This is a genomic window from uncultured Eubacterium sp. (assembly GCF_934525195.1).
GTDB lineage: Bacteria > Bacillota > Clostridia > Oscillospirales > Acutalibacteraceae > Eubacterium_R.
Genome location: NZ_CAKSZA010000004.1, coordinates 15,316 through 30,995 on the forward strand (window position 1 = coordinate 15,316; position 15,680 = coordinate 30,995).

Consider the following 15,680-nt stretch of genomic DNA (forward strand, 5'->3'; position numbering starts at 1 on the left):
CTTTATTTTCTTAATATCAATTCAAAAATACCGATAACAAGTATTATGATACCGACTGCGACATCATAATAGCCAAAATACTTCAAATAGCCTTTGCTGACGAAGTATTTGAGAAATACGGTGCTGAAAAACGAAGCCACAATTGAAATCACAACACCGATAATAATCGAGAGAGCGCCGACATGCGTGACGCTGATGCAAATCTCGACAATACCGCTGACAACAAGCACGGGAACGCTAATAAGAAGTGCATAGTTGATTGCGTGCCTTTTGCTCACACCAAAAAGAACAAGAACGGCAAGCACAACACCGATGAACGAAAATCCCGATACAGGAATCAAAAACACACTCAACGCTCCGACAATGATTGCAGGAAGTTCCGCAACAGGCTTTGTTATGCTTGATTTTGCAAGTTGAACAGATGCAAGAATAAGGAGCACGCCCGTGATTGCAAGGAACAGACCGTCATCAAGAAGTGTTTTGTTGAACTGAGTCATACGAAGGACATTATAAAGAAGTCCGTATTTACCGCAAGGAATGAGCCACAAAAGCATTGGGCAAAAACTCATAAGAGTCATATACATATAATGCCTTGCACCGCTCGGTTTGCTTCCCTTTAGTCTTTTTTTGAACACATCGCCGACAGTTGAAAACAGCTCATAAGACATTTTCAAAAACAGCTTATATGAAGCAATTACTATGCCAACAGCGATACCTATATGTACAATACCGGTGAGGGACGAGCACTCACCCGAAAATCTACCGGCAAAATCGTGAAAAATTGAGGAATGGGCAGTTTCACTTATTGGAAAAATTCGGCACACAGCTTGGAATAGTGCCTGAAATATTGCAGTTAAAATCGACATTGTTTTTTCCTCCGAAAAATTGAGCGTTATCAAGATAATAGCCTGTCCTGATATAATCATATGGATTGGTGGAACGAGGCTTGGAAATAATCATTTCGTTTTTATAGAAAACATCATTTATGTCAACAACGGTATAAAGCATCAGTTTTCCCTCTCAATCACCGATTCAAGATAGTCAAGTGCGTCCGACAAACCGCCGAGTTCATCAATGAGTCCGCATTTGACAGCCTCCTCGCCGTCAAGCACCGTGCCCACATCCATAATCAATTCGCCTGTTTTCATCATCAATGCCCTGAATTCATCGGCAGTAATCTGCGAATTATTCTCAACAAACCTTGCAATCCTATCCTGCATTTTTTCAAAATACGAAAGAGTTTGCGGAACACCGAGAACCGTTCCGTTCATACGAACAGGGTGCACGGTCATCGTTGCGGTAGGCACTATAAAGCTACGCTTACAGCTGACAGCAAGCGGAACGCCGATACTGTGACCTCCGCCAAGGACAAGCGAAGCAGTGGGAGTTTTCATAGTTGAAAGAAGCTCTGCAATAGCAAGCCCCGCTTCAACATCTCCGCCAACGGTGTTGAGTATAATCAACAATCCGTCAATCTCCTTGCTCTCCTCAATCGCAACAAGCTGCGGAATAACATGCTCATATTTGGTGGTTTTATTTTGGCTCGGCAAAATATAATGCCCCTCAATTTGACCGATAACAGTCAGGCAATGAATGAAATGCCCGTCTTTTTTGACCGTTATTGAGCCTGTTTCAAAGGTTGAGCCTTGCTCACCGTTATTGTTGTTTTCGTTAAAATCTTCGTTTTCTTTGCACATAACAGCACCTCTGTACTATTATGCACAAAGCATTACATTATATTTTAACATTTTATGCCGATTTTTTCAACACAATTATTAATTTATATATTATATAAAAAGAGCGACCGTTACAGTCGCTCTTAAAACTTAAATTTAATGTAAATCAGGTGTTTCAACAGGGCCTCTGCTTGTTGTAATAACATCACAGATAGCAAACTCTTGAAGTTCAGCCTGTGGCTTTGTATATTCTTTCATTTCAGTCTCCTTATACATTTTTGTATTCTTTTGCGCTGTTTCCGTACAGCATCATTGTTGTTATCATTTCGTCAAGAGGTGTACCCTTGTAATTATCCCTAACCAAACGGGCATAGGATTCAACGCTGAAAAGCATTGTGTTACTGCAAGGAACACCGTTTTCATAAACCGTGAGAAGAACCTCATCACTAACTTCGTGTGCAAAAAGTTCGTTGCAATACACATAATATGTGCCGTCACCGTTAGCTTTAAAATCATTTTTATCATAGGTGAACTTTGCGTTTCTGAGAGTGATTTCAACGGTTTTGTTTTCAACATTGTCCGCCGTGAACTTCACCTTGAACATAATTGCATTGCCGAGCACCAAACCGCAAGTATTCCATTGTACAGTCGGATTGCTTATGGTCTTGTAATCATAATTTCTGATGTTCTTGAATTCTTTTGTGTCCTTGCTTGCCCAACTTTTTTGAGTGGCAGTCAGGTCGGAATTTGCAAGACTGTCTGTTTGATAACCGACATATTTTTGTGTCGCCGAACCGTAGTTGAGCAAATCCACAAGCAAAGTGCGAAGTTTTGAATGCTCATCGGAGCTATATTTGTCAAGCATAGTATAGGCATACTCTCTGACGCTCATCACCTTTTCGGGACTTGTATATTCGTCCTTGCTGTTTTTAGCGTGCAAAACAGCAGTCACCTTGTCATTCATAAGTTGCGGATTTATGCCTTTGTACGAGAACACATAATAGTTTCCGTCTTGCTTATAACTCGTAACTTTTTCTTCTTTTCCGCCACATTCAAAGGTCATATAAAAGTCATCAAAAGACGAAAGACTGTTTTTGAACACCTTGAAGTTCATGGCTATACTGCTTTCAAGCGAAAGTGAAACCGTGTTGATTTCGGGAGCAGGCTTTTCAGGAACAGTTTTGCTTTTGTAATAATATGTAACGACCGTGCCGTCCGAAACAATAGGTGTATTCAAGCCGTCAGCTTTTACAAATTCGTAATCATAAAGCGTTTTTGCAGGTGTTAAATCAAGTTTTGTACCATATGGAACGGTAAATGTTCCGCCGGCGGTGTTTGGAATTTCAGAGCCGTCCTCGAATTTATACTGAACTGTAACGGTTGTGTAACGCTGTGTTTCGGTATTGTCATCGGCGAGGACATTTCCGTTCTCATCAATCACCTGAAAAGCCACGGTGTCGCCGTTTCTGAGCTGTGCATCTGTCGGAATTTGATAAATAAGAGAACAACTTTTCAAGCCTGAATTGAAATCGCTTTTGATATGGTCCAAAGCACCGAGCGCCCAGAAATTCGGCTTGTCATCCCAAACAGGAATATCGAAAGTTTGCGTTGTTTGGAGTGGATTGCCCGACGAATCGGTTGCAACGCTACCGTCGGAATGTTTAATCCACATTTTGAATTTAAGCTGACGGGCGTTCTTATCCGAAATGTTTTGGATAACGGTGCGAAGCTCGATTTTTTTGCCGTTCATATTAGTGCCAAATCTGTTTTTGCTGTTGCCGCTCAAAAGACGGTCGTTGCGATTATATGTATAACTATAATATGAACTAACCTCAAGGTCGGTAAAATCAGACGGTTTTGAATAAGTACCTGTGTACTCCTTAACTTCAGGAGGAGCAACATAAAGGTCAACATCCTTAACAAGCTGTGACATTCGCTTGAAGCCCTGCAAACGACAAACTTCGCAGAACTGATAGTTTGTATCTCTCATTATACATTCATAGCTTGAAACAAGCATTTTTGAGCCGTACGCATTACGGCAGGTATATGTGTTTCTGAAACCTAAAAGCTGATGCCATTTTATCTTTTCAGGGTCCTCAACCGAAGAAAGATTGAGCGATTTAAGCTCCTTATCCTCAAGCAAATATCCGTTGCTGTATTCATCACCGAGGCCGAGCAAACCGTGTCCGAACTCGTGAGCAAAGGTTTTTGACGCACGGTAACTGTCTGATGATGTAATAAAGTAATGTAAGCCAAGTTCACGGTTGTTATATGCACCGCCAAAATCGGATTTTGTGTTTACAACCATAGCGAACTGTGCAATATAATTGTGAACATAATAATACGGTTCATATTCGTTCCACTCACCGTTTGGCTTCATCGGAATTGTGTTTGGGTCGGTTGTTTTTTTGATATGAGCATCGTGAATTTTCTCAATAAATTCAGGACCGATACATCTTTCAAAAATATGATTTTTCCACTGACTATCGTGGAGGTTATTAGAAATAACAGGTGAATTGTATTTGTCAATTATAACATCAAAGAATGTGCTTCCGCCATTGTCAAAAGTTGATTCGGAAGCTGTGCAAAGAGCGTAAACATTGAATCTGTCGGCATAACTGCGATAAGGTTCATATTTCATAGCATCCTGCCAAAGTCGCTTGACATCATTGATAAATTTGCCCTGCTGACTTTTTGTGTATCCCTCGCCACACACGACAACAACCATATTTTCAAGGTCGCTTCGAGTCTTTTGAATAGTATAAACAGGGATGGTAGGGTTAGAATATTTTCCGTCTTTAGAATACCAAGGACCGAGAGTGAGTTGAATGCTTTGCTCGGTGCTGACATTCCAATCGGGATTTGCGTCCTCGGCAGGTTCTGAAATTGTATAGTCATCCTCTTGCTTACTCGGAGCAGAGCCGACATAAGGATTGCTTTGTGAACCGTTACCCGAAGTGGAAACAAAGTATTCGGAATCGAGATAAAACGCAGGTCTTACGCCCAAATCGGAATACCACGGAGCATAACGACCAACATCACCCGATGCGCTGATATAACGCATATCGTGATTGCAATCGGTTACAGGAGTGCGAAGCCAATAAGGCCAAGCCATACCGTTATTATTATAGGCACGATAATAGCCTTGGAGATTTCTCCACACAGCATTAGCCTGCTTTACATCAAGAAGAAATACTTTTTCTGTTGTTGTTTCAAAATACGAACTGTCGTAGTTTGCTACCGCATCTGAAATGTTTGTATAGTAGTACAAATCTGAATTTGCATCACCCTCGACAATGCCCTTGTTATATTCGGGATGAGAAACAAGAGAACGCTGTGTGACTGTTTTCATAGCCGCAATTTCCGACTTTGAAAACTCATTCAAAAAACCCGCTTTGTTATTATAAGCACCTGTTCCGCTGACATATCCGTCTTTTGGCGGATTTCCACAAAGCCAGTCAACCTTTCCCGCAGTTGCTGTTGAATTAAGCCAGGAACGCATATTACTGTCCTTCCAGTAATTGGAGCCGTAATCGTCACGCTTATAGCTTCTGCTGTGTGATTTTGAATTGCTGTTGTCATTCGTTTTTGCGTCATATGCCAAGGTGTCCACGAGCTTATCGGAAAGCATCAGTGCACCGTTCTCGTCAAAATCAACACATCGCCACAAAATCGAACTGCCGTTGTATGTGCCCATTTTGACATAATCACCTATCTGAATATTAGGTTTTGAGTTCGCTTGAACCGAAACAGGAATAAGCGAAAACACAAGACAGATAGACAAAAACATTGCAATTAATCTTCTTTTCACAGAGTTCACTTCCTTTATTATGACATTATTTTTTTACATTATATAAGTAATCTTGACATATGTCAACAACCACAAAAATAATTAAAAAAATTTTAAAAAATAAAGACTGTGAAAGCAAATTTGCAATCACAGCCTTGGATATTTTATTTAAAGAACAAAGGCAATTTTTCAAGATAAATAATATCATCTCTGTCTGCCGCATCGCCCTCTGCAAGCGGGAAGCAAGAAGCAACAACATTTGCATTGAACTTTGCGAGAAGCTCCTTGACAGCCTTTAAACTACCGCCTGTTGACACAACATCGTCAACGATGAGAACGCGCTTGCCGTCGAGCAAATCGCCATCCTCGTGGCCGAGGTAAAGAGCCTGTTCTTTTTGAGTGGTGAGAGAAACATCAACAACTTTTTCAGGGTTGTCCATATAAACCTTTACGCCCTTACGAACAACAATGTATTTTTTACCGCTCATACGGCTCATTTCGTATGCAAGAGGGATTGACTTTGCCTCAGGAGTTACTATGTAATCAAACTCCGGAACTTTCTTGAGAAGTTCTCTTGCACAAACTTCTGTAAGTTCAACATCACCAAAAAGAATGAATGCCGCAATGTCCATTTTATCAGACACAGGGAACTTTTGAAGTTCTCTTTCAATTCCACCGATTTTTAATGTATAAGTGTCTTTCATATTAACTTCTCCCCTAATTCTGTTCCGCCGATTACATGAAAATGCAAGTGCATAACAGTTTGACCGGCATCCGAACCGCAGTTATTAATAATTCTGTATGACTCAATTCCCTGCGATTTTGCAATCTCCGGGATTTTTTCAAATATATGGCTGACATATTTTGCATTTTCCTCATTGAGTGCATTTGCACTTTCGATATGCTCCTTTGGAACACAGAGAAAATGCACAGGTGCAACAGGATTGAGATCCTTGAAAGCAACCATCATATCATCCTCATATACCTTTGTTGACGGTATACTGCCGTTGATTATCTCGCAAAAAACACACATATTTTGCCTCCGAATATTCTTTTACAATTCAAAAGTTTTTATCCCCTCAATCACAAGAACCGTAATTGAGGGTGATATTGTTTACTTTATTAATGACTTTACAATTTCTTCTGCCTTTGAAAGTGCTTCGTCAACCTTGGTTATATCCTTTGCACCTGCCATTGCAGAATCAGGACGGCCGCCACCGCCACCGTTTGCAATCTTTGCAACTTCTTTTACAAGGTCGCCTGCCTTTACGCCCTTGGCAATAGCACCCTTTCCGCAAACAGCAACAAAGTTAGCCTTATCGCCGTTTACACCTGCAAGAACCGCAACAACATTGTCGCCCTTTGTCTTGACATCATCGCCCATAGAACGAAGTGCATCGGGAGTTGTGCCCTCTACCTTCGCAATGTAAAGTTCAAGACCGTCAACATCAACAGCTGACGAGAACATATCGGCACTCTTGAGCTTTGTCATTTCTGCGTTAAGATTTTGGATTTCCTTATCCTTTGCCTTATTTTCGGCAACGATGGCAGTAATTCTGTCTTTAACTTCATTGTCGGCAGACTTGAATGTTGCAGAAGCAAACTTAACGGTGTCCTCACACTCGTTGAGATAATTGAGAACGCCTGTACCTGTGAGAGCAACAATTCTGCGAACACCGGCTGCAACAGATGCTTCAGAAACAATCTTGAATAGACCGAGTTCGCCTGTTGAAGCAACATGAGTACCTCCGCAGAATTCTGTTGAAGTATCACCGGCTTTTACAACACGAACGATGTCGCCGTACTTTTCGCCAAAGAGCATCATAGCGCCCATCTTCTTTGCTTCTTCAATAGGCATTTCCTGCATAGAAACAGGAGCACAAGCAAGAATTTCTTTGTTTACAATAGCTTCAACCCTATTGAGTTCCTCTGTTGTGAGCGGATTGAAGTGAGTGAAGTCGAAACGAACCTCTTTATCGTTTACAAGCTGACCTGCCTGTTCAACATGAGTGCCGAGGACTTCACGGAGTGCGGCTTGAAGCAAGTGAGCCGCTGTATGATTACGCATAACAGACTTTCTTCTATCTGCGTCAATTTGAGCATTTACTGTGTTGCCGACTGAAACAACGCCCTCTTTAACAGTACCGCTATGAATATAGATGCCGTCTGCATTCTTTGAAGTGTCCTCAACATCAAACTCAACACCGTCAGCGGTGATTACACCTGTATCGGCAACCTGACCGCCCGATGTTGCATAAAACGGAGTTTTGTCAAGAACAACAGAACCCTTTTCGCCTGCACCGAGCATATCAACAAGTTCGCCGTCTGCATTTACAAGAGCAAGAACCTTTGCCTCGGCAGTGAAATCGGTATAGCCTGTGAAAACAGTCTTTTCAGCGTCAATCTTTACGCTTGTATTCTTCCAAGCGTCTGCACCCGCATCCTTACGGGCAGCACGGGCAGTAGCCTTTTGATTTGCAAGAAGTTCGTTGAACTTCTCCTCGTCAACAGTCATACCACGCTCCTCAAGAACATCCTTTGTAAGGTCAAGCGGGAAGCCGAAAGTATCATTGAGTTTGAACGCATCTTCACCTGAGAACACAGTGCCCTCGGTGTTTTCGATATATTCATCAAGTCTTGCAAGACCTGCATCGATTGTTTTGCCGAAAGACTCTTCCTCTGACAAAATAACCTTTTTGATAAGTTCAGCCTTGTCCTGAAGTTCAGGATAAGCAACCTTATTATCTTCAAGTACGGTTTCGCAAACCTTATAAAGGAACGGCTCATTAACACCCAAGAGTCTGCCGTGACGGCAAGCTCGACGGATAAGACGGCGAAGAACATAGCCTCTGCCATTATTTGACGGGATTACACCGTCACCAATCATAAATGTTGATGAACGAACATGGTCGGTAATTACACGAAGCGAAACATCGTTCTTTGCATCATCGTGATACTTAACGCCTGCGATCTCCGAAATTTTCTTCATTGTGTTTTGAACGGTGTCAACCTCAAAGATATTGTCAACGCCCTGCATAATGCAAGCAAGTCTTTCAAGACCCATACCTGTGTCGATATTCTTCTGTGCAAGTTCGGTATAGTTGCCCTGACCGTCATTATTGAACTGGCTGAATACATTGTTCCAGAACTCGGTAAATCTGTCGCACTCACAACCCGGACCGCAATCAGGAGAGCCACAGCCGTACTTTTCGCCACGGTCAAAATAAATCTCTGAGCATGGACCGCAAGGACCTGAACCGTGCTCCCAGAAGTTATCCTCTTTGCCAAGGCGAACAATGTGTGACGGGTCTACGCCGTTTTGCTTTGTCCAAATTTCAAATGCTTCATCGTCGTTTTCGTAAATTGTGACATAAAGCTTATCAACAGGCATTTCGAGAACTTCGGTACAAAATTCCCAAGCCCAAGCAGTTGCTTCTTTTTTGAAGTAATCGCCGAATGAGAAGTTGCCAAGCATTTCAAAGAATGTGCCGTGACGGGCAGTCTTGCCTACCTGCTCAATATCAGGAGTTCTGATACATTTTTGGCAAGTTGTAACTCGGCTTCTCGGAGGGGTAACCTCACCGGTAAAATACTTTTTCATAGGAGCCATACCCGAGTTAATGAGAAGAAGGCTCTTATCGTTATTTGGCACTAATGAAAAGCTCGGCAAACGAAGGTGTCCCTTGCTTTCAAAAAATGACAAATACTTTTCTCTTATATCATTTAATGATGTCCATTCCATAGTTATATTCTCCAAATCGGGCAACAAAAGTTGCCAAATTATAATTTATTTAATCTGTGCTAAAACAACATCAAGGCGGAACAAAAGTTCCGCCTATTGACATTACATCTTTTCAGCAATCTTTGTGAGCTCAACAAGTTCTTCCTTTGTAAAGGTAAGACCTTTGCTCATCTTTGAGTGGTCAGGTGACCAATCTCTTACATCAACCTTTGGTTCTCTGCCGTTCCAAGAAATCATATTAACTTCTCTTGTCCAACCACGAGAGGTTTCGGAAATTACACCGAGGTGTTCTGTGATTTCGTACTTAATTTCTGGCATATGCTATTCTCCTTTCGTAATACTTATGCGATAAAAAATTATTTACAATGACTTTACAAGTTCTTCTGTATCTCTTGCAATCATAAGTTCTTCATCAGTTGCAAGAATGAATACTCTAACGTCGTCTGTTGGCTCTGTAAGTTCTGCCTCAGCGCCCTTTTGAGTCTTTGAGTTAACAGCTTCATTGATGTGTACACCAAGATAGCCGAGATATGAGCAAACCTTTGAACGAAGCCATACACCGTTTTCACCGATACCGCCTGTGAATACGATAGCGTCAACGCCGTTCATTGCAGCAACATATGAGCCGATGAACTTTGCAATTTCGTAAGCCTGCATTTCGTGAGCGAGGATAGCTCTCTCATCGCCCTCTTCTTGAGCCTTGCAGATATCACGGTCGTCAGATGAGATACCTGAAATAGCCTGAACACCTGACTGCTTGTTGAGGATTGCATCCATCTCGTCAGGAGAAAGATTTTCATTCTTCATAATGAAAGTAACTGCCGATGGGTCAACGCCGCCTGAACGAGTGCCCATCATAAAACCATCAAGAGGGGTAAAGCCCATTGATGTATCAACAACCTTGCCGTGGTCAACCGCAGCGATTGATGAGCCGTTGCCAAGGTGACAAGTGATGATTCTAAGATCCTTAATATTCTTGCCGATTCTGTCTGCTGCTCTGTGAGAAACAAACTTGTGAGATGTACCGTGGAAGCCGTAACGACGAACACTGTACTTTTCGTAATACTCATAAGGCAAAGCATACATATATGCCTTTGGCGGCATTGTTGAATGGAACGCTGTGTCGAATACGAATACCTGAGGCACATCAGGACCTACAACATTAAGGCAAGCCTTGTAGCCTGCAATGTTAGCGTGAGTGTGAAGCGGTGCAAGAGGAGCAAGCTCTTCTACCTCATCGCAAACCTTTGGTGTAACGATAACAGACTGTGTATATCTGTCGCCGCCCTGTACGATTCTGTGACCGATAGCATCGATTTCGTCGAAGCTGTCAACAACCTTGTGTTCACCCTCACACAAGATGTACTTAACTTCGTTGAATGCATCTGTATGAGTCGGCAACTCCTTATCGTAAGTATATTTTTTGTCGTCAATCTTTATGATAACATTTTCTTCTCCGCCAGTAATCTTTAAGCCGATACGCTCAACGGCACCCTTACAGAGTACAGACTCGTCTTTCATATCAATAAGCTGATACTTCAAAGAAGAACTACCACAGTTAATTACAAGAATTTTCATCTATGTTTCCTCCGCACTTGAAATTTTCTTTATAATAATATAGAATAGTATATAAATAATAATAATATTATAAATTAAGAATGTCAAGAGTAAATCAAGATAAAAAGGGTAAAAAAATGAATTTCGGTATTATTTGCGAGCTTAACCCCCTGCACAAAGGGCATAAGCATCTTTTTGACAGTTGCAAAAACGGCGACTCAGCCATTATATGCGCACTCAGCGGTAACTTCGTTCAGCGAGGAGAATTTGCTGTATACGACAAATACGCCCGTGCAAGAACGGCTGTTGAAAACGGCGCCGACCTTGTGATAGAAATCCCGGCATTGTGCACAATTCAATCCGCACAGGGATACGCAAAAGCCGGCGTTGAAATTTTGGAGGCAACAGGCATTTGCGATTGTCTTGCATTCGGTGCGGAATGCGACAATGTTGACGAATTAAAGGCAGTTGCAAAAGAAATACAGGACAAGGACGAATTGATTAAAGAGGAACTGAAAAAAGGAGTTTCCTACCCAACCGCACGCAAAAACGCCGTTAATTCTCCACTGCTTGACACACCAAATAACATACTTGCAATTGAGTATTTGACATACACAAAACTTGAAGCAATGGCGATAAAGAGAATCGGCAAAGGCCACGACACAGACGACGGCGAATACTCCGCAAGCGAAATCCGAAAACATCTAAGCGCTGACGAAATCTCATCAATGAAAAACTGCGAAAAGGCAATTTTGTACAAGCTCCGTACAATGACGGCAGACGATTTTTTGAAAATTGAAGACGTCGGAGAAGGACTCGAAAACAGGATTGTAAGGGCAGTTGCCGAGTCGTTGACGCTTGAAGAATTGTACGACAACATCAAAACAAAGAGATACACTCATTCCCGAATCAGACGAATAATTCTGCGTTCATATCTCGGAATTACAAAGGACATTCCGAAATCTCCACAGTATCTGCATATTTTGGCTTTCAACGACAAAGGCAGAGAAATACTCGCCCAAATGAAAAAGACCTCTACCCTGCCGATAATCACAAAATACGGCAACATAGAATCGAACGAAGTAAAGCAGTTGTTTGATTTGGAGTGTAAATTTACAGACATATACAATTTGGGGTACACGAATATAAAGCCTTGCGGTGAGGAACAAAGAGCAAAAATTGAAATAGTGAAATAGCAAAAGCACCAAAGTCATCAGGATTTCGGTGCTTTCATCATTTATAAATTTAATCAAAATTATTACAAAGGTCAAAGAATTCTTCCTTTGTCATAAAATTATTTATGCAAGAAATGAGTGACGAAGTTGAAAGGAATTCGGGCAAATCAAGAGCCTTGCAAACAGCTTTACGTTTTGCCTTTGAATTTGTTCCGCCGGTCAGACCTAAATCGAAAAAATCAACGGTGGTAACGGGATTTTCACAAACAGAATGAGTTGACGAAACGCCTGCTTTTTCCAAAGAAGCAAGTATCACTTCCTTTGTCATACCCTCAACGCCCAATTTACCCTCTTTTGACGGAGTGTCCTTACGTTTTTCCTTGCCGAAAATATCGGGTATATAAACATTTTTTATTTGTTCCTTTGGCACGCCCGAAGAAATATAATTTCTTATCATAAAGCCTGCGTGATCAGAATCTGTAAGGATAATTATCCCCCTCTCTTTTGCGAGCTTTTTAATGAAAGAAAGTTTGGATTTATCCTTAAATATTGCAAAACCGTTGGTTTCAATAATAAACGCATCAAGAATGTTTGACAACTTAATTTTATCGTATTTTCCCTCAACTATAACAGCTTCGGTAAGTTTGATTTTTTCTTCCATCAGCCATTCCTCAACATCAAAAGTTTCATAACAGTTTCCTCAAGAAGCAGGTTTTTATCAATAGATGTGGACTTCAAAAGTTCATCGGTCTTTGAGAGCACATCAATTGCACAACGCAGATTTTCAAGACTGAGTTTTTTGCTGTCACGTACAGCATTTCTGATGAGCCACTCCCTGCCCTTATAGTTAAAATAACCTGCAAGCGAATTTTCGCCCTCTCCCGAAGCGATGGCGCATTTTACCCTGTACATATCAATATAACAAGAAGAAATGACCGACAGCACGGCAATAGGTTCTTCCTTTTGTGCAAAAAGTACACGAAGCACCTCGTAAGCACCGTCGCTGTTGCCTGCAAGGATAAACTTTGACAAATCAAACACTCTTGCCTGAAGGCATTTGACAGCCAAATCATCTATGATTTTGCGTGTTATCTCACCTTCGCCGACAAAAGAGCACATTTTATCAAGTTCGTTAAAAACGGTTTTTATATCGTTCCCGACAAGCGAAATCATATATTTTGCATTGGCTGTATCTATTGAACAGCCTCTTTTTTTTGCGGAAGAAATAATTAGTTTTGCAAGTTCACCCTCGGTTCTTTTTTCAAGATTGACAACCGTTCCTGCCTTTGCAATCGCATTTTCAAGAGATTTAAACTTTGCATTGACCTCAATTTGAGTGAACAAAAACACAACAACGGCACTCGGATTAATATCATTTAGGTAATCCTTTACCTTTTCGACGTCTTCCTTGCTTTTGTCAAAAGGATAATCATTAACAAGCAAAAAAGAATATTCAGCCATCATCGGCATCATATCAGCATCATTCAAAATCTCGGAAATCGGAGTTTTTTTGCCGTCATACTGATGAAAATTGAAGTCGGCAAACGCAGGCTCAACAAGTTTGGCTTTGAGTTTATTTACATAAAATTCCTTTAGGTAATCTTCTTCACCGTAAATCATATAGACATTTGAAAAGTCGCCGGATTTTATTTGGTTTTTAAGTTCCGCTTCTCCTACTTTTGCCATTGATTAAGCCTCCTTACCTTAAAAGAATTTTTGTCATTTATTTTATAAACCACCGGATTGTCATCAAGTTCAACAATGCCGTTTGAATCTACAATCTTTGACGATGAAATTTTAAAATCGCAATCATCGGTTGAGCCTATTGTTGCACCATTAAAATGAAAAACCATATCTCCTTGATTATAACAAAAAGCAAAGCTGTCATCAAGTGAAACATTATAACTATTTTGAACCTCTAAATTATTATATCTGCCGCCGACAAGAATACAATCTTCAAATTCATCACAAAGCAATGTGTTTACATTTGTGTAATTGCTCAGTTTTGCAGGATATGAATACGACCTCTGAGTAACAAGATAGTCAACCGAAATTGCATTGTTTTGCAAATATCTGCTGACCGAATAAAAATCATCGGAAGTGTTTATGCCATAAACAACGGTTATATTTTTATAAGTGCCGACGGTTGCACCGTGAGAAAAAACACGAAGAGTGAGAGAATTATAATCACAAGCAAACGCAACACTCATACAAACCGCAACAACCGCAAGCGAAATTACCGCTGTTCTTTTGAACAGTTGCTTATTGCCGAAAACAAAAGCAAGTCCAACCAGCACAAGAACGCCTGCAAGACACAATCCGAACACATAATCAAAAGCAATAACGGAATTGTTGAGCGCTTTAAAAAGCATACAAAACTTTATCAGCAAAGCATTGCATTTTGTTGCAAGAAGCACCGCAAAAGCGGTCAACGGTGTTATACTGATCAGAGACACAAAATATGTCAAAAATGACATAACAACACACAAGCTGCCCAGCGGTACAGCCAGGAGATTTGAAACCATACCTACAATGCTTGTATATCCAAAGAACATATACAAAACAGGAATTGTAAACAAAAACACACAAACCGACGTATAAAATGTACGAAAAACAGAATAGATACAATCTGCAAACTTTTCCTTTGCAGTTTTGTCAAGTGGGTCGGCATAATGCATTTGAAGTTTTGAAGAAAAGAACGGATTAAGCGTTAAAAGCGACAATACCGACAAAACGCTCAAAACAGTTCCGACGTCAGTTACGCAATACGGATTGAAAATACACATAATTGTTACCGCAACGCCGAGCGAATTGAGGTTGTCACCTCTCATAGAAAACAATCCCGCCGAAAGCATAACAATCAGCATTATTCCTGCTCTTGTTACAGAACCGGAAAAACCTGCCAAGCCCATATACAAAATGACTGACGCAATACACACAAGACTTGAAATCTTATGGCTGATTTTCAGCTTTTTAAGAATGAACAGAAGTGTGCCGATTATGACACTCAAATGCAAACCCGAAACAGCCATAATATGCGAAGTTCCGGAATACATAAATGCTGTTTTAACATCTCTGTCAAGATACGATTTGTCGCCTGTTATGAGTGCAACAGACAATCCGCCCTCTTTGCCTGCCATAAGATACGAAAGCTTATCCCTTATGTTTTGACGGAGCGCAACAACATATCTCATAGGTGAATTGACCCGTTCGCCAAAACATTCCGTCAGGTTACATTTGGCAGAAATATAAATACCGTCTGCATATTTTCCATAGCTCGAAAACCCATTTTTGCCGACTGAATAAAACTTCATTTTTCCCTTTGCCATAGTGTAAGGACGAAGATTTACTCTTTTATCCAAATACAAGGCAGATTTGAAGTTTACATCTTTGCCGTCCATTTTGACTATCTTTGCCGAATATGTTTTTGAACGGTCGCCAACAGTGCCGTTATCTATAACATAAAACTCACATTCGGCAGTTTGATTTTCAAGCGACCTAACAGGTTCGACTGTGGTTTGCGTTGTGGCAACAAATAAAAGACAGGCAAACACCGCTGACGCAAGGGACAACGGCACGACAACAGCCTGTCTGAAATTTGGCATAATAAGACTTGCGATAAAAATAACCGCAAGTCCTACTGTCAACAGAAATATGTATTCATATTTTACAAAGCAAAGCGCAAACAGCGTCGTTGCCATAGAAAACCCTATACAGGTGAATACTCTTTTCATAATTCA

Annotated in this window: 13 protein-coding genes; 1 reads left to right on the forward strand and 12 read right to left on the reverse strand. The window is 40.9% G+C overall.

Features of this window, described 5'->3' with window-relative positions; genetic code table 11:
- Positions 1–2: 2 nt before the first annotated feature.
- The 9 genes from Q0E03_RS04960 to Q0E03_RS05000 form a co-directional block, all read right to left on the reverse strand.
- Positions 3–866 (reverse strand): undecaprenyl-diphosphate phosphatase, encoded by an 864-nt coding sequence (locus Q0E03_RS04960; RefSeq protein ID WP_297129965.1) that lies wholly within the window; start codon positions 864–866, stop codon positions 3–5.
- The gene (locus Q0E03_RS04965) at positions 799–1,008 is read right to left on the reverse strand and encodes a hypothetical protein (protein WP_297129967.1); all 210 of its coding nucleotides are present in this window, start codon (positions 1,006–1,008) and stop codon (positions 799–801) included. Before Q0E03_RS04965 ends, Q0E03_RS04960 begins: the two co-directional genes overlap by 68 nt.
- Positions 1,008–1,697 carry a ClpP family protease gene (locus tag Q0E03_RS04970; protein WP_294835768.1) on the reverse strand — a complete coding sequence of 230 codons (690 nt, stop codon included), beginning with the start codon at positions 1,695–1,697 and terminating at the stop codon, positions 1,008–1,010. The genes Q0E03_RS04965 and Q0E03_RS04970 overlap by 1 nt, the downstream gene beginning before the upstream one ends.
- 247 nt (positions 1,698–1,944) lie before the next feature.
- Entirely contained in the window at positions 1,945–5,487 is a 3,543-nt protein-coding gene (locus tag Q0E03_RS04975; RefSeq protein ID WP_297129970.1) for a M64 family metallopeptidase, read from the reverse strand.
- Between the two features lie 143 nt (positions 5,488–5,630).
- Complete coding sequence (locus Q0E03_RS04980) at positions 5,631–6,170, reverse strand: phosphoribosyltransferase family protein (RefSeq protein WP_297129972.1); 540 nt, start codon at positions 6,168–6,170, stop codon at positions 5,631–5,633.
- Positions 6,167–6,499, reverse strand: coding sequence for a histidine triad nucleotide-binding protein (locus Q0E03_RS04985; protein WP_297129974.1), 333 nt, complete (start codon positions 6,497–6,499; stop codon positions 6,167–6,169). The genes Q0E03_RS04980 and Q0E03_RS04985 overlap by 4 nt, the downstream gene beginning before the upstream one ends.
- Positions 6,500–6,580: 81 nt before the next feature.
- On the reverse strand, positions 6,581–9,208 hold the full coding sequence (gene alaS / locus Q0E03_RS04990) for an alanine--tRNA ligase (protein WP_297129976.1): 2,628 nt from the start codon (positions 9,206–9,208) through the stop codon (positions 6,581–6,583).
- 102 nt (positions 9,209–9,310) lie between these two features.
- The gene (locus Q0E03_RS04995) at positions 9,311–9,526 is read right to left on the reverse strand and encodes a YdbC family protein (protein WP_294835781.1); all 216 of its coding nucleotides are present in this window, start codon (positions 9,524–9,526) and stop codon (positions 9,311–9,313) included.
- Positions 9,527–9,568: 42 nt separating this feature from the next.
- Complete coding sequence (locus Q0E03_RS05000) at positions 9,569–10,786, reverse strand: acetate/propionate family kinase (protein ID WP_297129978.1); 1,218 nt, start codon at positions 10,784–10,786, stop codon at positions 9,569–9,571.
- A gap of 116 nt (positions 10,787–10,902) precedes the next feature.
- Here Q0E03_RS05000 and Q0E03_RS05005 point away from each other — a divergent pair, with 116 nt between their 5' ends.
- Positions 10,903–11,961: a nucleotidyltransferase family protein gene (locus tag Q0E03_RS05005; RefSeq protein ID WP_297129979.1), complete on the forward strand. Its 1,059-nt coding sequence runs from the start codon at positions 10,903–10,905 to the stop codon at positions 11,959–11,961.
- 49 nt (positions 11,962–12,010) lie between these two features.
- Here Q0E03_RS05005 and Q0E03_RS05010 read toward each other — a convergent pair whose 3' ends face one another.
- The 3 genes from Q0E03_RS05010 to Q0E03_RS05020 are packed head-to-tail and all read right to left on the reverse strand — an operon-like array spanning position 12,011 to position 15,674.
- On the reverse strand, positions 12,011–12,601 hold the full coding sequence (locus Q0E03_RS05010) for a toprim domain-containing protein (RefSeq protein ID WP_297129981.1): 591 nt from the start codon (positions 12,599–12,601) through the stop codon (positions 12,011–12,013).
- Positions 12,601–13,626 carry a DNA polymerase III subunit delta gene (gene holA, locus Q0E03_RS05015; protein WP_297129983.1) on the reverse strand — a complete coding sequence of 342 codons (1,026 nt, stop codon included), beginning with the start codon at positions 13,624–13,626 and terminating at the stop codon, positions 12,601–12,603. The genes Q0E03_RS05010 and holA overlap by 1 nt, the downstream gene beginning before the upstream one ends.
- Positions 13,614–15,674 carry a ComEC/Rec2 family competence protein gene (locus Q0E03_RS05020; RefSeq protein ID WP_297129985.1) on the reverse strand — a complete coding sequence of 687 codons (2,061 nt, stop codon included), beginning with the start codon at positions 15,672–15,674 and terminating at the stop codon, positions 13,614–13,616. The genes holA and Q0E03_RS05020 overlap by 13 nt, the downstream gene beginning before the upstream one ends.
- Positions 15,675–15,680: the final 6 nt, after the last annotated feature.